This is a genomic window from Thalassotalea euphylliae, from assembly GCF_003390335.1.
Classification (GTDB): domain Bacteria; phylum Pseudomonadota; class Gammaproteobacteria; order Enterobacterales; family Alteromonadaceae; genus Thalassotalea_F; species Thalassotalea_F euphylliae_B.
Genome location: NZ_QUOU01000001.1, coordinates 3,310,876 through 3,333,174, shown reverse-complemented (window position 1 = coordinate 3,333,174; position 22,299 = coordinate 3,310,876). Strand labels below are relative to the sequence as shown.

Below are 22,299 nucleotides of genomic sequence, written 5' to 3'. Positions count from 1 at the left end.
AACTTGGTTGATGAAGTCAACCAAATTGAAATATAGTTGACAATGTCAACAATATGCAATTGTCTGACGCTTTTCAATCCAAATAAGAATTTTGTTGTAGAGAATATGCATTCTAATTTTAAGCATTTACTCAAGAAGTTACCTGTAATTCTGACACTCATCGCAGTGATTATTACCATCATGACATGGGTTAATCTCATGACATTTCGCGGTTTTTTTGATGCCTGGAGTCGTGCTTTTTTATTCGCTCTGGTGAGCGTACTGCCTATTGGCGGCTTAATGTTTTTGGCCCTTTATCAGCTTATCCGACGCGTGTTTTCTCGCTGGCCGGATATGCTCCGTAACCTGCTACTTGGCGTGGTTATGACACTGATTTTACAATCAATAATGGCACTAACGACGACCGCTAGTATTCAAAATTTTAATTCAGTAAATCAGTTTTTTAATTTGTACTTAATGAGTTTTCTTTATGCGTTGCCCGTAGGGCTACTGTTTGCCAGTGTTACCGCAGTGATGGTGAATATTGAAATAGAGCAGGAAGTGATCACGAAAGCGAAGCAACAATAGCCTTTGTTGCAAATTGTGATAACTGATTATCGTATAGGAAAATGGCTTGTATCAGTGATATTAGAGCGCCAATACAAGCCTCAGTACAAGCCCTGTTTCAGTGGTGATGGCCATATATTTTAGTGCATAGGTTTAGCGTATAGGTTTAGTGCGTAGATTTAGCGCATAGGTTTACTAGCCATTAAACCAGTGCACTTGAGCAGATTGTGCTGGCTTTGCTTTTGCTGAAGCTACTTTTTGTTTCGCTTCAGAAGGAGTATCTGTCGATAGAGTTTCCTCTTTGCTTTTTGCGCCTGCTACTGGGGGATCAGTCAACTGACTTGGTGGCACAGCTTTACGCGTGTTGTTGGAGTGAGTGGCACTACTTGTTTTTGTGTCACGGGTTTTCGCGCCAGTGGTTGTTGCAGCGGTGCTTTTTTGGGCGGTGTTTTTCGCTAAATGGTTCGCCCTGACAAAGCTGGGCTTAGTCGCCGATTGATATGGGTGGCTAATGGCGATACAGGTGGCACCTGCCGATTCAGGCAGAGTTTTCACCAATTCAATAACAAGTAAGCCATGGCTAAGCTTGGCACGCGTTACTTCAACATATTCTGCCAACGTAAATTTACGTTCAAAGCTTTGCGTGATAATGCCGTGGTGTAGGTACTGTCGATTGGCATTTTTGAGCTTTTGACCCGTAACAAGCAGCTCGCCTTGCTCAACTTGAATGTTAAGTTCGTCGTCGGCAAAGCCTGCCGCGGCGATGGTAATGGCGTAGCAGTTTTCAGCGACCACTTCGATATTATATGCTGGATAACTACTGACCTCGCTGGTTGAAGCTAGTGCGTTATCTAACAAGCCGGATAACCCGTCAAAGCCAATACTACTGCGGTAGAGTGGGCTTAAATCAACTGAGTTCATCATACATCCTCCTCCAAAAGTAATAATGCAGCTATTGTTGGCAATAGCTAAGCTGCTTTTCAAACTGTTACCTCGCCATATTCCTATGGTTATTGCACTAAGTAGCTGCCTAGCGCAATAAAAAACGGTACGCCGATTAACACGTTAAATGGAAAGGTAATCCCCAATGAAGCGGTTATCGACATGCCAGCATTGGCCTCTGGCAAACTTTGCTTCATTGCCGCGGGCACTGCGATGTATGAGGCACTAGCGCCTAGCACCGCCATTAATGCCACGCCACCTGCGCTTAACCCCATCGACAATCCCAACCCTGTGCCAGCTAAGCCGCCAATCATCGGCATTAAAATCGCAAAGCTGACTAAAAATAGGCTGTTCTTCTTGAGGGCTGTTAACTGCTCTGCTGCGATAATGCCCATCTTTAACAGGAACAGTGCCAGCACGCCAGAAAACAACTCGATAAAGAAAGGCGATAACTTCTCCACACTCGTGCCGCCCACATAACCGATAGCTAAGCCACCAAGCATGAGTAAGATACTTGGGTTAGCAACTAACTCTTTTTTAATAAATTCGCCATTAACAACCTTCAGGTTACCTTTAGCCAGCATTAAACCGATGATGATAGCGGGCATTTCTAACAACACGACAAACAAAGGAAAATAGGCTTCATAGCTAATGTTATTGGCTTCCAGCAGGGCAACTGCAACGGCATAGGTAGCAACGCTTACAGAGCCGTAGTGCGCTGCAACAGCACCAGCGTTAATCTTATCTAGCTGGCCGAAATAGCGAAGCAGTGGATAAGCCACCAGCGGCAATACCAAACCAAACGCGATAACGGCAATCGACATGGTCAGCAGGCTTGGGTCAACATGCGCTTGCAGGGCTAAACCGCCTTTTAAACCAATGGCGATCATCAAAAACATACTGAGTGCTTTGTATAGGCCATCAGGAAAGGCCATTTTCGCACCCAGCAGTTGGCAAACGATACCAAGAATAAAAAATGCAACGACAGCATCGACAATCATCATTTACTCTTCTCTTAACGCGTCAGGTAAAGCGAGTGATTTTGAGGCTCGGTTTTTGCCCGTTATGGTCAGCTTGCTTAACGTTATTAATGCAACCGTCATTAACACAGTGGCAAGCATGGCAAAGGCAAATAGCTCGCTACCAATCTGCACGCTAGTGTAGTAAAAGCCATATAGCATTAGGCTAGTGATCATCAGCAAAATTATGCTTCGTTTGCTCTGGTTACTCACATTATTCTCCTAAGTATTGAGTAGGGAATTTGTTAAACTTTGCGGGAGCCAGAACGGTGCAGTTCCCACTAACGCCTCAATAAAGAAAGTTTACAAAGTAAACCGATTAGATAAAAATAGATAATTACTATTTAGTGGTTAGGTTAAAATCTAATTGAGGTGGTTATGTCTTCAAGACTTCACGCACATATAGGTACATTTAGGCAGCTGGAAATTTTATTGGCTGTGCATCAAGGAGGCAGTATTAAAGCTGCATCTGAGCGATTATTTTTAACCCAGCCGACAGTGTCTATGCAGTTGAAAAAGCTCAGTGAAGCGATTGGGCTGCCGCTTTATCATCAGGTCGGCCGCAAGCTCAAATTCACCGACGCCGGCCTAGTTACAGTCAAAACCGCTCAGCAAATACTGCAAAGCTGCGAAGCATTAGATATGCAATTATCGGATTTGCGCGGTTTAAAATCCGGTACTCTGCGGCTTGCCAGTGCCACCACAGCGAAATATTTTATTCCACATTTACTTGGCCCATTTTGCGAGCGTTACCCGGGCATTGATATTCAGTTTACCGTGGCTAATCGTCAGCAGGTAATTGAGCGTCTTGAGCAAGGGCTGGACGACTTTTATGTCTTTAGTTATGTGCCCCAAGGGTTAGATCTTGAAACCATTGAATTTATGTCGAATGATTTGGTCGCCATTGCTGAGCAAAACCATCCACTCGCACAACAGAAGAAAATTTCGCTCGACACATTTTGTCAGCATGACTTTCTGATCAGAGAATCTGGCTCAGGCACTCGCTACGCCACAGAAAGCTTCTTTGAGGCGCAAGCGGTTAGCCCTAAGATCAAAATGACGATTGCCAGTAATGAAGCCATTATTCATTCGGTGCTGTCTCGATTAGGCGTTTCTATTCTCTCAGCCCATACACTCGCTTTTGGTGAGATTTATAACGTTAAAGTGCTTAATGTCGAAGGCTTGCCTATTCAATCAAAGTGGTCGTTCTCTTGGACGAAGTCAGATCACTTGTCGCCAATCGCTAAAGTGTTCTTGAACTATGTTGAAACGGAAGGAAGAGAAATGATGAAGCAAGCCATTAAGCTCAAAGCATTACAATAACGCTAATGCTTTGAGCCAAGTGGTTTAATGGTGGAAAAACGAATCACTAGATGTTGTGAACTAGGTGTTGCAAGCTAAGTTTTGTGTTTGAGCTATGTTTAAGCCTTGTTTACGACAGGCAAACATTGAGCTAGTACAAGTTATGCAGGCTCAGCCGTAAGCTCCGTCATGTCTTCACGCACCTTGGAACGTGCTTTTTTGTAATGACGCATCGGCTTTTTAATACGCTCAGTTAACGCGCGTTTCGATCTGCCCAGTGCGAGGCCAAACGCAGCTTGTGGCGTAGACTGGGCATCGACAATTTGGACATTACTAACGCCGTCAACGACGATTTTAAGCTTGCATTGTTTGTCTTTACCGCCGCGTAAGCCGTTGATGTCTTGGAAGCTAACGACGACGAACTTTACTTTTGCTTCAACTCTGCAAAGCGCACTTTTAATACGATTTGCTATTTGCGCCCTAAAGCCCCTCGTCAATTGAACGTTGTTGGCATGGATAAAACATTTCATAGTCACCTCCGTTAAAGAACTGACCTTATCCTGCCTAATTTTTTGATTAGATAGAAATAGATAATATTTAACTTTATGTTCGATAAAGATCTAATTAATGTTTGTTTGAATTCAGCTGATATTGAATAGATAAGTTTTTCTGGCGAACGTTTTTAGGCGGGCTAACGTATCATCATCGCAGCAAAGCCAAAGCCAAAGCCAAAGCCAACGGTTTCGTTTTCGGTGTTAGTTCTTGTTTTAACTCTGGCGTAGGCTCGGTCATTAATTTTAGGCGTACGCTAATCGTGTCAGTGCAAGTCTTAATGGGGTGTTATCGCTAGTTTTGCTCTTGTATTTTTGTGTACCCTGTTTTTGTGTACACTAGCGCTGACGAAATGCATAGGAGTGCAGAAATGAATAAAAAATTCACGGGGTTAGTCTCGGTGAGCGTGTTAACGGCAGGCTTAATTGCTGGCTGTTCTGGTTTAGATAATAGTGAAAAAGTGATGAAGCAAACAGTTCAAGCTGACAGTAGTGTTGATAACGCTAGTTTTGACAGGAAAGCTTACCCAATTACTCGCAAAGGCGAGGTCGTCGATACCTACTTTGGCAAAGACGTTGCCGACCCATACCGCTGGCTAGAAGACGATCGCAGTGAAGAAACAGGTGCTTGGGTAAAAACGCAAAACCAAGTCACCTTTAATTATTTAGACCGAATTCCGTACCGCGAACAGCTAAAAGAGCGTTTGGCTGATTTATGGAATTATGAAAAAGTGGGGGCGCCTTTCAAGGAAGGAAAATACACCTACTTCTACAAAAATGATGGCCTGCAAAACCAATACGTGGTTTACCGTATGGTTGAAGGTGGCGAGCCGGAAGTCTTTTTAGACCCTAACAGCTTTAGCGAAGATGGCACCACGTCACTAGCGCAATTAAGCTTTTCTAAAGATGGCTCAATTGCCGCTTACTCAATTTCTGAAGGTGGCAGCGACTGGCGAAAAATCATCATTATTGATGCTGAAACGAAAAAAGTGCTAGAAGCGCCACTCGTCGATGTGAAGTTCTCTGGCATTTCATGGGTTGGCAACAAAGGCTTTTATTATTCTAGTTACGACAAGCCAGAAGGCAGCGAGCTTTCAGCCAAAACTGACCAGCACAAACTTTACTACCACGAGCTAGGTACATCACAAGCGAATGACCCTGTTATTTTCGGTGCAACGGAAGAGGAAAAGCGCCGTTATGTGGCTGGCTATGTCACTGAAGACGACAACTATTTATTGATTAGCGGCGCAACGTCTACGTCAGGTAACGATCTTTACCTAAAAGACTTAACACGCCCCAATAGCCCGCTAGTTACCATTTTAGATAACTTTGATTCAGACACGTATGTGATTGAAAACCAAGGTAGCAAGCTTTACTTAGTCACTAACCTAAATGCACCAAACAAAAAGGTGGTAACGGTTGATGCAAGTAAGCCATCACCAGAGCATTGGCAAGACCTGATTGCTGAAACTGACGACGTGTTAACGGTTTCAACAGGGGCTGGCTACTTCTTTGCTGAATACATGGCTGACGCTATTTCTAAAGTGTATCAGTACGACTATCGAGGCAACAAAGTTCGTGAAATTGCCTTGCCAGGGCCAGGTAGTGCCAGTGAAATCGATGGTAAGAAAGACGACAAAGAACTTTATTTCTCTTTCACCAACTACAAAACCCCCGGCACGATTTACAAGCTAACGCCAGACACTGGCAAGGTTGATGTATACCGCGAATCAGGTGCTAAGTTTGACAGCAACGATTACGTGTCTAAGCAAGTGTTTTACACCTCAAAAGATGGCACGAAAGTGCCAATGATGATCACCCATAAAAAAGGGCTTGAGCTGAACGGTAAGAACCCAACCATCCTATATGGTTACGGTGGTTTTAACGTAAGCTTAACACCATACTTTAGCGTGACGCGTGCGGTTTGGATGGAGCAAGGGGGCATTTATGCCGTTGCGAATTTACGCGGTGGCGGTGAATACGGCAAAGCATGGCATAAAGCAGGTACACAATTGCAAAAGCAAAATGTATTTGACGACTTTATTGCTGCTGGTGAATACCTGATTGACCAAAACTACACATCAAGCGACTACTTAGCTGTTAACGGTGGTTCAAACGGTGGCTTACTTGTCGGTGCGGTGATGACCCAGCGCCCTGACTTAATGAAAGTCGCACTACCAGCGGTTGGCGTACTTGATATGTTGCGCTACCACACCTTTACTGCTGGCGCAGGTTGGGCATACGACTACGGTACAGCCGAGCAAAGCGAAGCAATGTTTGAGTACTTAAAAGGTTACTCGCCAGTGCATAATGTGAAAGCGGGCGTAAGCTATCCTGCGACACTTGTAACCACAGGCGACCATGACGACCGCGTTGTACCTGCTCACTCATTTAAGTTCGCTGCTGAACTGCAAGCTAAGCAGGCCGGCAGTGCTCCAACCATGATCCGCATTGAAACCAATGCAGGTCACGGCGCAGGCACACCCGTTTCAAAAACCATTGAACAATACGCCGATATTTACGCGTTTACTTTGTTTAATATGGGCTTTAGCGAACTGCCAAAATAGTTTCGATGAGCAATGAAGCTAATTGCTAAATGATAAAACCCGCAAAATTGCGGGTTTTTCACTTAAAAATAAAAGAATGTTGTCCACTTCCCCATTAATAACACAGTTCTAAGTTACCTATAGGGTCATTATTCTCTTAGAGGGGGTAACAAGGCTAGGTTTTGCAAAAAACTCTATGCTAGATGAAGTGAGTCTCAGGTTAAATTGAAGAACAATAAAAACACATTTATGACTATCAAAGAGGCTAAAGTTCCTTTCTTGAATGCGTCTTTTTCTAACTGTTTATCAACCCATTTCAAAAATTTTGTGTGAGTTAAATTACTCTCTATAATCTTGTTTTCTAATTGCTCTGTTAAATTTGAAGCGGCATTAACTATATTAAAAAATACAGCGCTATTGTTGGAAGGATTAGACTTACTATCTAAGGTTAGAGCCTGCTTTAGTTTGCCTACAACAGAGTCATCCAAGACAACTTTGTAATGTTTTAGTGCTTTCTTTTTTAAAGTTAATTTTTGATATTGATACATTACCTGCATTTCATAAGAAATTCTTTCATTCTTGTCATTATCACTGAGTTGGGTAAGCCAGTAACTTGAAGCAAGCTTTAGAGTCTCATCAACTATAGAATTTACGTCTTTTGCTAATCCGTTTAATTCTGTTCTCTTGGCAAAAGAGTGTGAATTCTTCTGAATAAACCTCCATCCAACAACAACCATTATTGGAACAAAAATTGATAGAATTAACTTTATTATTTCATCATGAGAAAGAAGAAAATTAATCAACTAGATTAACCTTCTAATTTAGCTTCGTTTATATATGCAAATATCTCTTTTTTGTAAAAGTCTTGATCACTTTTTATATCTAGCACGCCTAACTCACCAGTGAGTTCCTCTTTGGTAAAATACCCTTTTCTTACTAAACCACCAAATGCTTCCTCTAGGAAAGACGAGCCTATGCCAATTTTGATGCTATCAAAATCTACGATTAACTTTGTTTTATCTTGTCGTGCTTGCTTGAGCTTATCGATCAATATTTCTCTAAAAGCCGTTCCATTATGCTTACTGTCGTCAGAGTATCGACCAAATGGGGTATCTGAAAAGTTACTTAAATCATAAACAGTCATCAATCTTCTCCACAGAATAGTCCAAAACCCATTGAATAAGTGTTCCTTCTAGTGTAAATGGAAGCTCCTTGGTTGTCACGCCTTCGGAATCGCTCTTGAAGTAGCCATTTCCACTCATAACAATTAAGTGAGAGTTAGGGAAAGTACAAGTTGCTTTAATAATATCATTAGAGCCTTTTCCTCTCTCAGGGTTCATCGTTCTAGTTATCCCCACTTTCATTGCTTCTTCGATTATTTGAGAAGAAGATAGTTCCGGGTATTGAGCGTGAAGCGTGTGTGGGATTCCTACACCGTCATCATAAATTATAAAAACTAGTTGATTGTTACCGGAGTCTAGCCAACAACATTGCCACCAGCGGCTATCCCCTAATTGGTCAAACTGATTTGCTAAGCTTTTCTTGTCATATGCATGGTAATCAATGTTTAGGATTGCTTCTTGTATTCCCCTTGTCAGTATACGTATAGAAGGAACGCTAAAATTAACGCCGTTTTGCACTAAGTTAATTAGTGTTGCGCTGATTACTTTTCCATAGTGTTCTGAGTCATGATTACTTCCACTAATATAGCCGTTGTTAGTGTGAATTAACTTTCTTACTTTACTAGCTCCACCGGGCTTTATCCCATTCCAAAAACCACTCTCAACAAGCGTTTTTTTTACTTCTTTGCTTTCAGGCAGGGTAATCTCTAAATCACTAGGTTGGTTAAGACAGAGCTGACATTTGGTAACTCTAGCAAAGATTAATAACGATGCGGCAGCAGTAATCTTTTTTAAATTCCTAAAACTTATATGAATACGGGTACCATATTCAAAAATAACAGTTTCTATGTACTTTACAAATCTGTATGTTTGATAGCTTTCATTAGGGTTGTAAATACAGAGAGTCTCTGGAGACTCAATGGTTATGCACTCATTGTCTTGGTCATATGCTGCTTTAAATACTCTTGGCAGCTTCACATAAACCTGCTTAGTTTTAGGAGGTGTAAATGTCTTTTTCATTCGCAAATATTTTTAAATACACTACAAAATCGATAGAGACAAGGAAGGTTACTTAGAATTTAAAATTATCCATTTGCTCTCGCTAAGTGGATACAAGAATTTAATATTAGCTGTAAACGGTTTTGCTACTAATATTAAATTCAAAGAGCTATGTCTTTTTATAGAATTGGTGGAGCAGGGGGGAGTTGAACCCCCGTCCAAAAAACCTACATCCTCGGTCCTACATGCTTAGTCGTTCTATTATTTAACCAGTCAGTCGCCGAACGACAGGCTACTTTCTGGTGAGTCTGATACTGTTTCGCGGTTCACCCTCAGACAAGGTTCCCTCGCTAACCTAGTATAGTATGACCATCGCTCCGCTAGTCTACAGGTAAAACTTGGCGGGGATGGCTAGCATTAAGCTGCTAGTGCGAACGTTTCGTCGTTTGCAACTATAGTTTTGCGGCTTTTTACCAGGCCAACCGCCCCTGGGCATGCACCTTGGGTTTCGCGAATCTTGTCGAATCCTGAATCTGCCCCAAAGTTTGTGGTAAGTGAATCACTTACAATAAGCGCATTGTACAGCGCTTCGAGTTGTGAAACAACGTGGTATTTTTTAACCAGTTATCGCTGTTTTTATCACAACCAATACCTTAACTAGGCTATTTGCTTGAGTTAGCCATTAAGGTTTTTGTTTTTCATTAAACGGCCTTTGTCAATCTGCCATTCGCGATCTTTGATATCTGCACGTTTATCGTGGCTTTTCTTACCTTTACCTAAGTAAAACTCAAGTTTTACCCAGCACTGTTTCCAGTACATGGCGGTAGCAACAAGCGAGTAGCCATCTCGCTCAACGGCACCAATTAGGCGGTCAAGCTCGCGGCGGTTTAGCAATAGCTTACGGCTTCGAACCGGATCGCAAACCACGTGGCTAGAGGCCGCATTAAGCGGCAGAATTTCGCTACCGACTAGATAGGCTTCTCCGTCTTTGAGCATGACATAACAATCAGAAATATTGACCTTGCCACTGCGAATGCTTTTAATCTCCCAGCCTTGCAGGCTCATACCCGCTTCGAACTTGTCGGTAAGTGCATAGTTGTGACGTGCTTTTTTATTGAGGGCAATGGTATTGCTATTTGATTGTTTTGATTTTTTCTTGGCCATAATCGTTCCACAGTTAACCGCGCACATTATACGGACTAATCTGCAGTTTTGAATCGCCAGCGGAAAAATTATTGAATTTAGTGTGCTAGTAGTGAGCTTTTAATTTCGATTTGCTATGATCTGCGCCCTTAACGGGGGAAATTAATGCCATCAATTCATCGTAGTGCCTTGGTTATGCACAGTGTTAGTGATATGTATAACCTGATCAATGACGTACTTGCTTACCCACAATTTTTACCAGATTGCAGCGACAGTAAAATCATCTCGCAAGATGATCGATCTATGACGGCTGCACTTAAAATTTCGAAGGGTGGCGTGACTAAGTGGTTTACCACACAAAACACCTTAGTGGAAAATGAGCAAGTAGTATTGAACTTGGTAGATGGACCATTTAAACAGTTAACCGGTAGCTGGGACTTAACTGTATTGTCTGAAGAGGCATGTAAGGTCACGCTGAGCCTAGAATATGAATTTTCGAGTAAAGTATTGGAATTGGCATTTGGCAAAATCTTCAACAATATTGCTAATAACATGGTTCAGGCATTTACTCAGCAAGCGAAAAAGGTATACGGCTAATGGCAGAGCAGATTCATATTGAAGTGGTATATGGCTTGGCGACCCGTCAAGAGCTTATTGCCTTACCTGTTGCTAAAGGTACAACCATAGAGCAAGCGATTATTGAGTCGGGCATTATGGATATGTTTGACGATATTGACCTGACTAAAAATAAAGTCGGCATTTGGAGTCGTGCCGCTAAGCTAAGTGACGAGTTGGAAGACTTAGATCGTATTGAAATTTATCGTCCGTTGATTGCCGACCCGAAAGAAGTGCGTAAACGCCGCGCAGAAAAAGCGAAAGAAGAAGGCCGCGCTGATAAAGTCACTGGTGGCCGAGTTAACAACCTAAGAGCTAAGCTATAGTTTTATCTGATTTAGCTTCGCTCAATTGCAGAGATATATCCCCTGTCTAATATTTAAGTTTGTGTTCGACTTGGACAGACTATCAATATTTTGCAGGAGACGACGACAGCTCCAATAATGCGAAATCACTTGGTAATAGTTTCTATTAGTTAAGTTAATGTACAACTTTACAGGTGCTTTTAAGCTTACTTCTATTCTTGATGCCTAACGTACCTAGTACTTTATAGGCTTCTTCAACTTGGCTTTTCTTTACTAATATTTGATAACTATTCTGAAGGTCTACGAAATAGGCTATTTTTGAGTCATCAAACGTGTTTACTACCTTTACGGTATCAACTTTTCTTAAATCATCGATTACAGTGCAAAACTCATCTTTCTTTGAACAACTGGATACCGAAAATATGATTACCAACATAAAAGTTGTTGGTAGGTGATCCCATTTAAAAAAAGAGTTATTCATTGACAATTCCAAGCAAAATTTTGACGTTTTCAAGTTTTAGCAATTAGTATTCCATTGAACCTCTTACTACGCGAAATCTAGCTGCTATGAATCTAGATGTCAGTTTGAGCTTTGCTCACACTCGAGCCTATTAAAATTGCTTCAATTCTACCAGTGAAGCCTATGAACAAGTTGTGACCAATCCAACTAACTTATCCAGCCTACTTCCTGCTGTTTTATCTACAATTAGTAAATACAACTACCATCACCACATCAATTGCTAACGGAGCTCTCTAATCGGAGTTACGACAACTTTTGTCACAATATTATTCTGCTTTGTTTGCCTTATTCACAAGCTAGTTAATTACTTGTGAAAATTTATTCCTATAATTGAGGTCTGGTTCTACTGAATAACTACATAAACCCATTTGGCCGTTTAAATAATAAGGAACTCAAAATGCCTAAAATTCTAGGTGTACCGCCTTCACCTTATGTCCGTAAAGTGATTTTGGCGCATGAACACAAAAATATGCCATATGAAGTACAAATGATGATGCCTGGCTCTGATGATGCAGCATTTAGAGCAGTGAGCCCGTTAGGCAAAGTACCCGTGTACGTGACTGATGATGGTTTTAGCTTTGCTGATTCATCTGTGATGATTGCTTACCTTGAAAAGACGAATAGCACTAACTCATTGTACCCAGATGATGCTAATGACTATGCACAAGCATTGTGGTTCGAGGAGTATGCGGATACCAAGTTAACTGAAGTTACTGCTGCCCTTTATTTTCAACGTGTTGTTGGCCCAGCATTTTTCAATCACACAACTGATGTAGAGCGTTGTCAGGAAGTGATCAATGAGTTGATTCCACCGCAGCTTGCTTATTTAGAATCGAAGCTTACTGGTGACTTTTTTGTTGGTGATAAGCTGAGCATTGCCGATATTTGTATTGGTGGGAGTTTAGTGAATTTGCTTCACGCAGATTATGAGCTGGATACGGCTACATATCCTAAACTTGCCGCTTTCCAGCAACGCTTTTTCAGTATTCCTATGGTTAAGCAGTGTATTGAAAGCGAACAACAAATGTTTGCTGGCGCAAAATCATAGAAGCTTTACTTCGTATATTGGTAAGTTAGTGAGCTAGTATGTTCATAAGAAGGAAAGTAAGTTAGTTTTACTAAATACAGCATCAAAAAAGCAGCCAATTGGCTGCTTTTTTAGTTTTCCACTTATCGCTAATTGAGCAAAGTTGCTAGTTACTCATGATTGGCAATGGGTGAGTCGCTTTTTTAGCTATCTTTTTCTAGCTATCATATGGGGTATTGAAGTTTTCTGAAAGTTCAAAATCCCCTTCAGCAGATACTAGTTTGTTATCAACAAACTTAACGACAAAATCTTTGCGCGCATCAAAGTCGGAATTTCTGCCTGACTTAAATTGATAAACATAGTGCCATGTATCTTGCTCGAACGAGTCAATTACAACCGGGCTACCTAATATAAACTTAACTTGTTCTTTCGTCATACCCACTTGTAAGCGGTCGATATCTTTTTGCTCAAGGTAATTACCTTGGGGGATATCAATACGATAAACCCAACTTGAACATGCGCTGGTGGTCAGCGCAAGTGCTAAAATAATGCTTCTTGCTAACATGAAAAACTAAAATCCTACTACATGTGACAGAGGATAATACCCAAGCGAACTGAGAGTTACAAAACAATTCACAATAAATTTACTTCGTTGTTATCCTGCCAATAATTCTTGAGCATTCGCTAAGCTGCTCTCGGTAATGGTGTTGCCTGCTAATAAACGGGCAATTTCTTTGACGCGCGCACCTTCACTAAGTTCCGTAACACTGGTTTCGGTATGCTCGCCATCGGTTAATTTTGCTACAAATAACTGTTGATGCCCCTTACAAGCAACTTGTGGCAAGTGAGTGACACAAATTACTTGGGTGTTGTTCGCAAGTTGTTGCAGTTTTGCCCCGACCATTGCGGCTGTTGGGCCACTAATACCAACATCAACTTCATCGAAAATAAGGGTTGGCGAAACCACTTTATCGGCAAGAATAACTTGCATGGCAAGGCTAATACGGGAAAGCTCACCACCTGAAGCCACCTTGTGCATGGCTTCTAAGCTTTGCCCTGGATTAATACTGACAACGAATAATACTTCGTCTTGCCCTTGGGCGCTTGGCCTATCTGAGGACAGTGGGGTGATAGCCACATCAAATTGACCATGCGGCATATTGAGCGTTTGAATACTGGTGGTCACTTCACTGCTAAGTGTTTTTCCGGCAGCCATGCGTGAATTGGTGAGTATTTGTGCCGCCTCAAAATAATGCTGCTTGGTTTGCTCTATTTCATCAGCAAGCCCTGCTAGGCGAGTTTCATCACCATTTAAGCTGTTAAGCTCAAGAGTTAATTGTTGATGATAGTCTGGCAATTGCTCGGGTACGACTTGGTGCTTTTTCGCCAACTGAATGGCTTGCGAGTAACGCTCTTCAATTATGCTGAAGGCTTGTGGGTCTAGCTCTAAACGATCGTGGTAGTGGCGTAAATCGTTATTGGCTTCTTCAAGTTGTACCACAGCATCATTAATTATGGTGGCGATATTGGCGAGTTCGCTATCGTAATGGGCGAGTGTTGACAGGGTGTCGTGACATTTTTGCAGTGCATCTAGCGCATTAAACTGTTCATTTTGCGAGAGAATGTGCAGTGACTCCATAGTGTCAGACAAGATCTGCTGACTATGGCTAAAGCGTTTGAAGTCGGCTTCAAGTGTTTGAAACTCATCCGCTTGTAATGAAAATTCATCCAACTCTTGTACTTGGTACTGCAACAATTGTTTTTTGGCTTCGCGCTGCTGTTGGCTAAGCTCTAGTGCTTCTAGCTCTGCTACTTGTTTGCGATAGCTTTGATAATAGTGCTCAACGTTGTCGATAAGATCATCATGCCCGGCAAATGCATCCAGCATTTTGCGCTGCTCATTGGGTTTGATGATAAGTTGATGATCGTGTTGACCATGAATATTAATCAGTAACTGACCGAGCTCTTTTAACTGGGCAAGCGGCACCTGGCTGCCATTAATAAAGGCGCGAGAGCGGCCCTCAGCAGAGATCACACGGCGTAATATACATTCCTGCGCTTCAATGGAATTATCATTTAAATCTGAATCGGATTGAGCTAGCTGTAACTCCTGACTAGCCAGCCATTGCTGGGCAAGCGCGTTGTTAGTGACATCAAAGGTGGCGGCGAGGTCGGCTTTTTTCGCGCCGGGGCGCACGGTGTTTGTCGTCGCTCGCTCACCTAAACACAGGCCAAGGGCGTCAATGGCGATAGATTTACCGGCACCGGTTTCACCAGTGATCGTGGTCATGCCTTGTTGCCAGTCGATATCCAGAGCTTTGACAATGGCAAAATTTTGAATGGTCAGTTGTAACAGCATAGTCATGTATATATAAACAGTATATGGCTGTTAATTTATACAGTAATTGCCAGTGGTGCAAGTAGAAAATTAAGTTAACGGGATAAGCGCTGGGCTAGGGTAATGAAATTAATAAAGTTTATTACCCCAACTTAACTTGTTTCTCAGCACGTTGAAGTAGCTGTGATCCAGTGGATGTATCAGGCGCAATGTGTAGGGGCTTTTCTTGATGATCACTTGGTCACCCGGCATGACCGCTAAAATTACATGGCCATCGCAGCTCACTTGTAAATTCTCGTGATTGTCGTTAGCGAGAATTAACTTAATTTCACTATCACCGTCCACCACGATCGGGCGGCTGGTTAAGGTATGTGGAAACATAGGCACCAGCGATAGGGCGTTTAGGTTAGGGGTTAAAATTGGCCCACCTGCCGACATTGAATAGGCGGTTGAACCGGTAGGGGTTGAGACAATTAAGCCGTCAGAGCGCTGGCTAAACATAAAGCTGCCGTCGATGTAGACTTCAAACTCAATCATATTAGCGACTTTGCCAGCATGCAGCACCGCTTCATTGACGGCGCTATTGGAGCTTTTTAGTTTACCGTGACGATAGACTTCCGCTTCAATAATAAAGCGCTGCTCTGAGCGCGACTCGCCGCGTAATATCGCTTCGAGCGGCGGAATAACATCCTGTGGCGATAAATCAGTTAAAAAGCCTAAATTGCCGCGGTTAACGCCAATCACGCCGATGCTGTAGCCGGATAATACACGGGCTGCGCCGAGCATATAGCCGTCACCACCAACAACGATTGCCAAATCAGCCTGTTCGCCAATATCGGTTAGTGATTGAATATCGGGTTCGCAGTCGGCATCAATCGCGCTAGCCACTGAACGTTCAACTAACACTTGGTAGTTATTTTCGATTAGATACTGATGCAGTGTTGAGATGGTCGCACTAGCGCCATCATGATTTGGTTTACCAATAAGGCCAACGGTTTTATACAACTGGCTCATGACGTTATATGCCTGAATTCTTCTTGTTAACGGCAGTGTCGCTCTTAAATTTTCACTTGTAAAGTCAGGGATTTAATAATTCTTGAAAAATGGTGCTTGAAACCAAAATTCTAAACCCCATAATTAGCAACAATTATGTTTTACCGGAGAGATTTTCATGACCACTGAGTCGAACGAAAACCCTATCAATGAAAATAAGACAGCCGAAGAGATTGCTGCTGAAGAGATTATTGCCCAAGCTGAAGAGCAAGTAGAAGAGCAGCACGAACATGCGCATGAAATTTTAAGCGAAGAGCAAGAAAAAATTAACGAGCTAGAGCTAGCGTTAGCTGCGGCTCAAGCAACGGTTGCTGATCAAAAAGACTCAGTAATTCGCGCCAAAGCAGAGGTTGATAACGTTCGTCGCCGCAGCGCACAAGACGTTGAAAAAGCCCGTAAGTTCGCACTAGAAAAATTTGCCGGTGATTTACTACCTGTAGTTGATAACCTAGAGCGCGCTATTGAGTCATTCGATAAAGAAGACGAAAGCCAAAAAGCCATGCTTGAAGGTGTTGAGTTAACGCTGCAAAGCTTCTTATCAACGTTAGAGAAGTTTGACGTTAAAGCGGTTAACCCACAAGACCAACCATTTAACCCTGAACTTCATCAAGCGATGTCGATGCAAGAAGTACCAGGTGTTGCGCCAAACACGGTAATCGCGGTAATGCAAAAAGGTTACGAGCTAAACGGTCGTTTAATTCGCCCTGCAATGGTAATGGTATCTAAAGCCGCGCCAGTTGATACCCAAGCGTAATTGCTTTAATTGCCCTACGTATTAGAAACCAGCCAAATGGCTGGTTTTTTTATACCTTGTTATTTACATCTATCTTTCTTACTTATGTGCTGAACTTTACTACTTGGTTTTTCAGCGTACATCTAAGCCAGTTAATGTGAAATCGCTGCTTAGTAAGAATTCCTTACAAAAAGTGATCTTTTTTTATTTTTTTACTTGAAATGCTTTTTCGCGACCCCACTAAGTAAATCATCTAAGCAAAAATGAATTTTTAAAGAATTTCGGAGATCCTCACGATGGGCAAAATTATCGGTATTGACCTAGGGACAACTAACTCATGTGTAGCTGTTCTTGATGGTGACAGCGTACGAGTTATTGAGAACGCAGAAGGCGATCGTACAACCCCTTCAATCATTGCATACACTGCAGAAGGTGAAACATTAGTTGGCCAACCAGCTAAGCGTCAAGCGGTTACCAACCCAGAAAACACCTTATTCGCAATCAAGCGTTTAATCGGTCGTCGTTTTGAAGATAAAGAAGTACAACGTGACATCGACATCATGCCATTTGGTATCAAGAAAGCTGACAATGGCGATGCGTGGGTAGAAGCGAAAGGCGAAAAAGTTGCGCCACCACAAGTTTCTGCTGAAGTACTGAAGAAAATGAAGAAAACTGCAGAAGACTACTTAGGTGAAACAGTGACTGAAGCTGTTATCACAGTGCCTGCATACTTCAACGATTCACAGCGCCAAGCAACTAAAGATGCTGGCCGTATCGCAGGTCTTGACGTTAAGCGTATTATCAACGAGCCAACGGCTGCAGCGCTTGCTTACGGTATGGACAAGCAACAAGGTGATCGCGTAGTAGCGGTATACGACCTTGGTGGTGGTACATTCGATATTTCAATCATTGAAATTGACGAAGTAGAAGGCGAGCACACGTTTGAAGTATTAGCGACAAACGGTGACACGCACTTAGGTGGTGAAGATTTCGATAACCGCTTAATCAACTACTTAGTAGACGAATTCAAAAAAGACCAAGGCCTTGACCTTAAAAACGATGCACTTGCGATGCAACGTGTTAAAGAAGCAGCAGAAAAAGCAAAATGTGAGCTTTCTTCAGCACAGCAAACTGACGTAAACCTACCTTACGTTACTGCTGATGCGACTGGTCCTAAGCACATGAACATCAAAGTAACTCGCGCTAAGCTTGAGTCACTTGTTGAAGACATGGTTAAAGCGACATTAGAGCCGTTAAAAACAGCTTTAGCTGATGCTGACCTTTCAACTTCTGACGTAACAGACGTTATTCTTGTTGGTGGTCAAACACGTATGCCACTTGTTCAGCAAGTAGTAACTGATTTCTTCGGTAAAGAGCCACGTAAAGATGTTAACCCTGATGAAGCAGTAGCTTCAGGTGCAGCGGTTCAAGCAGGTGTTCTTGCTGGTGACGTAACAGACGTTCTTCTACTAGACGTTACTCCACTTTCTCTAGGTATTGAGACCATGGGCGGCGTGATGACGAAAGTTATCGAGAAAAACACCACGATTCCTACTAAGCAATCGCAAACGTTCTCAACAGCGGAAGACAACCAAGCGGCAGTAACTGTTCACGTACTTCAAGGTGAGCGCAAGCAAGCTTCTGTGAACAAATCACTTGGTCAATTCAACCTAGAAGGTATTGACCCAGCGCCACGTGGTATGCCACAAATCGAAGTAACCTTCGATATTGATGCTGACGGTATCTTGCACGTGTCTGCGAAAGACAAGAACACAGGTAAAGAGCAGAAGATTACGATCAAAGCGTCTTCTGGTTTATCGGATGATGAAGTAGAGCAAATGGTACGTGACGCAGAAGCGAATGCTGATGCCGATGCTAAGTTCGAAGAGCTAGTCACTGCACGTAACCAAGCTGACGGTATGATCCACGCAACCAAAACTCAAGTAACTGAAGCGGGTGATGACTTACCAAGCGACGACAAAGAGAAAATCGAAGCAGCAATCAAAGAACTTGAAGAAGTCATCAAAGGCGACGACAAAGAAGCGATTGAAGCTAAACAACAAGCATTAATGGAAGCATCAGCTAAGTTAATGGAAATTGCGCAAGCTAAAGCACAAGCTCAAGGCGGTGCAGCTCCTGAAGGCGCAGCGCCAGAAGCTGAAGCAGCAGCTCCTCAAGACGACGTTGTAGACGCTGAGTTTGAAGAGGTTAAAGACGACAAGTAATTAATGAGCTGTTCATGTGCTCTCTCGCAAACATAGCTGGGAGCACAATAAGCAGATTCAATTAAATCGTCTTAAAGATTTCACAAAGCGTCGGTATTCGACGCTTTGTTTTGTTTAAACCACTAATGATTATCAAAAAAACATAAAGTTAATTTGTTTGATGGTTAGGCCGGTTGATTAAACTTGGTGTTTAAATAGCAAAGCCAATAAACCAATTAATTTTCGAAAATTTGAAGTAACAGTAAAGAATTAAAGCTATGTCAAAACGTGATTATTATGAGTTATTAGGCGTATCAAAAGACGCGTCCGAACGTGACATTAAAAAGGCTTATAAACGCCTTGCGATGAAGTACCACCCAGACCGTACGCAAGGTGACAAAGAAAAAGAAGAAACCTTTAAGCAAATTAAAGAAGCTTACGAAGTACTAAACGACGATCAAAAACGCGCAGCCTACGACCAATACGGTCACGCAGCCTTTGAACAAGGTGGCATGGGCGGCGGTGGCGGCTTCGGCGGCGGTGCTGACTTTGGTGATATCTTCGGTGATGTTTTTGGCGATATCTTCGGTGGCGGTGGTCGTCGCGGCGGTGGCGGTTCACGCGCTCGTCGTGGTAGCGATTTACGTTACAACCTAGAAATGACGCTAGAAGAAGCGGTTAAAGGTAAATCTGTCGAAATTAAAGTACCAACTTACGCAAGTTGTGAGCCTTGTGGCGGCAGCGGCGCGAAAAAAGGTACGTCAGCTAAAACTTGTGGTACTTGTGGTGGCCATGGCCAAGTACAAATGCGCCAAGGTTTATTTGCGGTTCAGCAAACCTGTCCAACCTGTGGCGGTAAAGGTAGCGTGATCAGCGACCCGTGTAATGCGTGTCATGGTCAAGGTCGTGTTCAGAAAACTAAAACCCTTAACGCGAAAATCCCAGCAGGTGTTGATACTGGTGATCGCATTCGCTTATCTGGTGAAGGTGAAGCAGGTGAGCATGGCGCACCAGCAGGTGATTTATATGTGCAAGTGAATGTGAAAGATCATCCAATTTTTGTACGCGATGAAAACCACTTGTACTGTGAAGTACCAATTAGCTTTGCCACCGCAGCACTTGGCGGTGAAATTGAAGTACCGACCCTTGAAGGTAAAGTAAAACTTAAAGTACCGAAAGAAACACAAACGGGCAAAATGTTCCGCTTACGTGGTAAAGGGGTTAAATCAGTACGCAGCTCAGGCCCTGGCGATTTGATGTGTAAAGTCGTGGTTGAAACGCCGGTGAACCTAACGGGCGACCAAGTTGATTTACTTCGTCAGTTAGACAGCAAAATGGAAGCGAGCAGCAAGAAACACAGCCCGAAAGAAACCGGTTTCTTTGACGGCGTGCGCAAGTTCTTTGACGACCTCAAGTCGTAATCGCTAACATTAACACATAATCATTAAAATCCCGCTTAGGCGGGATTTTTGATCTTAAAGTAAAAAGCAGGCAATATAATTTGAGGTACCTGATGATGGCAACACAGAAGTACCGCAATCAATAGTAAGGAAGCTACTTATGAATATAAAATTTATGATGGCCGGCGTTCTTGGAGTAGCAACAGGCATTGGATTATCAACATTGCCAATAACCGACGAGCTATTAAATAATGACGAGGCCAAGCTGGTCGCCTCAGTTCACACTTATGCTGAGCAACCTGATAAGGATGTGAATGTTGAACGCAACGTATCGACTACTCAATCCTTACCCGATACAGGCACAAATGCCCATTTACAGGATGTGCTCGCTGATAAAGATAAGGAAATAGCTCGTTTACAGCAAGCGCTTGCAAAGCTGACCGACAAAGTACAATCTCCTGCACAACATCACAAGTCTACTCATTATCAGCCACAAGGCTTGGGTGAGGGGGAGCAACTAAATGTGCAAACTATCTCGTTTGAACAGCTCATGCAGTCAGCTGAGCCTCCTTATGCAAAAATGATCGGCACGTTAGAGCCAGAAGCAAAAGTCTTATTTTCAAATTTTCACAGTAACTTTGCCGATAGTATCGAAGTAGCGCGAGACTTTGAGCTAGAGATGAAAATTCAGGACTTTGTGACATTGCATGCACTTGCCAACGATGTGGAGGTTGCGAGTGTGATTTGTAAAAATGGTATTTGTGAAGCAAAAGGCAAGGAGTTAGTGAGCTATAGCTGGCAAAGGTTAATGAATAGTATGATGCAAGCGCCGTGGAGCCAATTTCAAAGCTCGTATTCGACCGCAGACAAAGTTGAGGAGCAAGGTGAGTTTTTCTATACCTTGATGACATACTGAATTTTAAAAGACTGACATCAAACTTTTGTTTTTCTTTGTGCTTTAAGCGCTTTGCGTAGCATCATTATTTGCCGATTAAGACAACAGCAGGTTTCCGGCATTTTTCAAGTTAGCTGTTGAGTAAAATGCGCTATCGCGTAAAATTAGCGCACTAACTTAGTTAACAACGCCGTAACTTTTTTCAAGTGCTGGTTAAAGTAGAGATGTCCTATGCCGCAAATGACTCTAGCAATCCTGTTCCTCATATTTACTTCCATCGCTTTTGCTGAGGATGAAGCAGAGCAACTACCGCCACTAGACCCAGCTTATGAGGGGATTCACGGTATGGTGCTGATGAACAAAAACTCGACTATATTTGCGTCACATATGCCACTGTTTCAAAAGCCACATGACTATCAAATTGTTTACAAGCTGAGTGTTAAAGACGTTAATTTAGCGCAACTGGTCAAACACAACGAACTGGTGACCATCAAGCCTGAGAAATTTAATTTACAGCGCATGATTCGCGGTGAGAAATTGGTACTCAAAGCAGATGTTTACACGGGTCACTTTGAGCGTGATGGGGACTTAGTGTATGAAGGAATGATGATTGAGCTTGATGAACAACTGTTTGTGCGACCGCTTACAGAATTAAGTGCAGCGAGCAACATTCAAGAATATTCTGCCGTACCATACAACAGTAAAAGTGGTCGTCTGTACATTCACCATATTCAACAAGCGCCAAGCTATGATCACATCTTGCACGTTGATATAGAGGCTAGCTGCCCAACGAAATTTGCAACCTCAAGTAGTGTTGCCAAAGAAAATGAAATTCTTTATAAGCTGATTAACTGTGGCACGATGAAGCCGCTTTACTATGAAACTCAAGATTTTGCGGGGCGTGCAGGTCATTAGGGCTAAGCATTAGGGTCAAGCATTAGCGCGCGGCAAGCCGCTCTGAACAAAAAGGCAGACTGGTATTTTGTGACTCTGTAACTAAATCTGTGTAACTGCCTATTATTAATACCCATATAGGGTTT

Annotated in this window: 23 protein-coding genes and 1 other RNA gene; 11 read left to right on the top strand and 13 right to left on the bottom strand. The window is 42.6% G+C overall.

Annotation, left to right across the window (positions count from 1 at the left end; translation table 11 throughout):
- Positions 1–105: 105 nt before the first annotated feature.
- Positions 106–567: a hypothetical protein gene (locus DXX93_RS14645; protein ID WP_116008740.1), complete on the top strand. Its 462-nt coding sequence runs from the start codon at positions 106–108 to the stop codon at positions 565–567.
- 174 nt (positions 568–741) lie between these two features.
- Here the strand turns inward: DXX93_RS14645 and DXX93_RS14640 are convergent, their stop codons facing one another.
- The 3 genes from DXX93_RS14640 to DXX93_RS14630 all read right to left on the bottom strand — a co-directional run bounded on the left by DXX93_RS14640 (position 742) and on the right by DXX93_RS14630 (position 2,720).
- Positions 742–1,470 (bottom strand): Hsp20 family protein, encoded by a 729-nt coding sequence (locus DXX93_RS14640; RefSeq protein ID WP_258872676.1) that lies wholly within the window; start codon positions 1,468–1,470, stop codon positions 742–744.
- 86 nt (positions 1,471–1,556) lie between these two features.
- Entirely contained in the window at positions 1,557–2,492 is a 936-nt protein-coding gene (locus DXX93_RS14635; protein ID WP_258872675.1) for a sodium-dependent bicarbonate transport family permease, read from the bottom strand.
- Positions 2,493–2,720: a hypothetical protein gene (locus DXX93_RS14630; RefSeq protein WP_147302696.1), complete on the bottom strand. Its 228-nt coding sequence runs from the start codon at positions 2,718–2,720 to the stop codon at positions 2,493–2,495.
- 165 nt (positions 2,721–2,885) lie between these two features.
- Here DXX93_RS14630 and DXX93_RS14625 point away from each other — a divergent pair, with 165 nt between their 5' ends.
- Complete coding sequence (locus DXX93_RS14625; RefSeq protein ID WP_116008738.1) at positions 2,886–3,830, top strand: LysR family transcriptional regulator; 945 nt, start codon at positions 2,886–2,888, stop codon at positions 3,828–3,830.
- Between the two features lie 140 nt (positions 3,831–3,970).
- Here DXX93_RS14625 and DXX93_RS14620 read toward each other — a convergent pair whose 3' ends face one another.
- Positions 3,971–4,339, bottom strand: a complete 369-nt coding sequence (locus DXX93_RS14620) for a hypothetical protein (protein ID WP_116008737.1) — start codon at positions 4,337–4,339, stop codon at positions 3,971–3,973.
- A gap of 485 nt (positions 4,340–4,824) precedes the next feature.
- Between DXX93_RS14620 and DXX93_RS14615 the strand changes: the two genes are divergently transcribed.
- Complete coding sequence (locus tag DXX93_RS14615; protein ID WP_374188949.1) at positions 4,825–6,927, top strand: prolyl oligopeptidase family serine peptidase; 2,103 nt, start codon at positions 4,825–4,827, stop codon at positions 6,925–6,927.
- Positions 6,928–7,121: 194 nt separating this feature from the next.
- On the opposite strand, the gene DXX93_RS14610 is transcribed toward DXX93_RS14615, so the two are convergent.
- The 5 genes from DXX93_RS14610 to smpB form a co-directional block, all read right to left on the bottom strand.
- Entirely contained in the window at positions 7,122–7,709 is a 588-nt protein-coding gene (locus DXX93_RS14610) for a hypothetical protein (protein WP_116008735.1), read from the bottom strand.
- Between the two features lie 5 nt (positions 7,710–7,714).
- On the bottom strand, positions 7,715–8,050 hold the full coding sequence (locus DXX93_RS14605) for an STAS-like domain-containing protein (protein ID WP_116008734.1): 336 nt from the start codon (positions 8,048–8,050) through the stop codon (positions 7,715–7,717).
- Entirely contained in the window at positions 8,037–9,047 is a 1,011-nt protein-coding gene (locus DXX93_RS14600; protein WP_147302695.1) for a hypothetical protein, read from the bottom strand. The genes DXX93_RS14605 and DXX93_RS14600 overlap by 14 nt, the downstream gene beginning before the upstream one ends.
- A gap of 167 nt (positions 9,048–9,214) precedes the next feature.
- Positions 9,215–9,566, bottom strand: a transfer-messenger RNA (tmRNA) gene (ssrA, locus tag DXX93_RS14595).
- Positions 9,567–9,701: 135 nt separating this feature from the next.
- Positions 9,702–10,190: an SsrA-binding protein SmpB gene (gene smpB, locus DXX93_RS14590; RefSeq protein ID WP_116008732.1), complete on the bottom strand. Its 489-nt coding sequence runs from the start codon at positions 10,188–10,190 to the stop codon at positions 9,702–9,704.
- A 144-nt stretch (positions 10,191–10,334) separates the two neighbouring features.
- Here smpB and DXX93_RS14585 point away from each other — a divergent pair, with 144 nt between their 5' ends.
- A complete protein-coding gene (locus DXX93_RS14585; protein ID WP_116008731.1) occupies positions 10,335–10,766 on the top strand; it encodes a type II toxin-antitoxin system RatA family toxin in 432 nt (143 codons plus the stop codon).
- Positions 10,766–11,110, top strand: coding sequence for an RnfH family protein (locus tag DXX93_RS14580; RefSeq protein WP_116008730.1), 345 nt, complete (start codon positions 10,766–10,768; stop codon positions 11,108–11,110). Before DXX93_RS14585 ends, DXX93_RS14580 begins: the two co-directional genes overlap by 1 nt.
- A 154-nt stretch (positions 11,111–11,264) precedes the next feature.
- On the opposite strand, the gene DXX93_RS14575 is transcribed toward DXX93_RS14580, so the two are convergent.
- On the bottom strand, positions 11,265–11,570 hold the full coding sequence (locus tag DXX93_RS14575; protein ID WP_116008729.1) for a hypothetical protein: 306 nt from the start codon (positions 11,568–11,570) through the stop codon (positions 11,265–11,267).
- A gap of 436 nt (positions 11,571–12,006) precedes the next feature.
- Here DXX93_RS14575 and DXX93_RS14570 point away from each other — a divergent pair, with 436 nt between their 5' ends.
- The gene (locus DXX93_RS14570; RefSeq protein ID WP_116008728.1) at positions 12,007–12,657 is read left to right on the top strand and encodes a glutathione S-transferase family protein; all 651 of its coding nucleotides are present in this window, start codon (positions 12,007–12,009) and stop codon (positions 12,655–12,657) included.
- A gap of 196 nt (positions 12,658–12,853) precedes the next feature.
- Here DXX93_RS14570 and DXX93_RS14565 read toward each other — a convergent pair whose 3' ends face one another.
- The 3 genes from DXX93_RS14565 to nadK all read right to left on the bottom strand — a co-directional run bounded on the left by DXX93_RS14565 (position 12,854) and on the right by nadK (position 15,988).
- Complete coding sequence (locus tag DXX93_RS14565; RefSeq protein WP_116008727.1) at positions 12,854–13,201, bottom strand: outer membrane protein assembly factor BamE; 348 nt, start codon at positions 13,199–13,201, stop codon at positions 12,854–12,856.
- Between the two features lie 90 nt (positions 13,202–13,291).
- A complete protein-coding gene (gene recN / locus DXX93_RS14560) occupies positions 13,292–14,995 on the bottom strand; it encodes a DNA repair protein RecN (RefSeq protein WP_116009985.1) in 1,704 nt (567 codons plus the stop codon).
- Between the two features lie 108 nt (positions 14,996–15,103).
- Complete coding sequence (gene nadK, locus DXX93_RS14555; RefSeq protein ID WP_116008726.1) at positions 15,104–15,988, bottom strand: NAD(+) kinase; 885 nt, start codon at positions 15,986–15,988, stop codon at positions 15,104–15,106.
- A gap of 157 nt (positions 15,989–16,145) precedes the next feature.
- Between nadK and grpE the strand changes: the two genes are divergently transcribed.
- From grpE to DXX93_RS14530, 5 genes are all read left to right on the top strand, one after another.
- The gene (grpE, locus tag DXX93_RS14550; RefSeq protein WP_116008725.1) at positions 16,146–16,781 is read left to right on the top strand and encodes a nucleotide exchange factor GrpE; all 636 of its coding nucleotides are present in this window, start codon (positions 16,146–16,148) and stop codon (positions 16,779–16,781) included.
- 275 nt (positions 16,782–17,056) lie between these two features.
- Complete coding sequence (dnaK, locus tag DXX93_RS14545; protein ID WP_116008724.1) at positions 17,057–18,985, top strand: molecular chaperone DnaK; 1,929 nt, start codon at positions 17,057–17,059, stop codon at positions 18,983–18,985.
- A 257-nt stretch (positions 18,986–19,242) separates the two neighbouring features.
- Complete coding sequence (gene dnaJ, locus DXX93_RS14540; RefSeq protein WP_116000907.1) at positions 19,243–20,385, top strand: molecular chaperone DnaJ; 1,143 nt, start codon at positions 19,243–19,245, stop codon at positions 20,383–20,385.
- Positions 20,386–20,524: 139 nt separating this feature from the next.
- Positions 20,525–21,280, top strand: coding sequence for a hypothetical protein (locus tag DXX93_RS14535; protein WP_116008723.1), 756 nt, complete (start codon positions 20,525–20,527; stop codon positions 21,278–21,280).
- A gap of 210 nt (positions 21,281–21,490) precedes the next feature.
- The gene (locus tag DXX93_RS14530) at positions 21,491–22,174 is read left to right on the top strand and encodes a hypothetical protein (protein WP_116008722.1); all 684 of its coding nucleotides are present in this window, start codon (positions 21,491–21,493) and stop codon (positions 22,172–22,174) included.
- Positions 22,175–22,299: the final 125 nt, after the last annotated feature.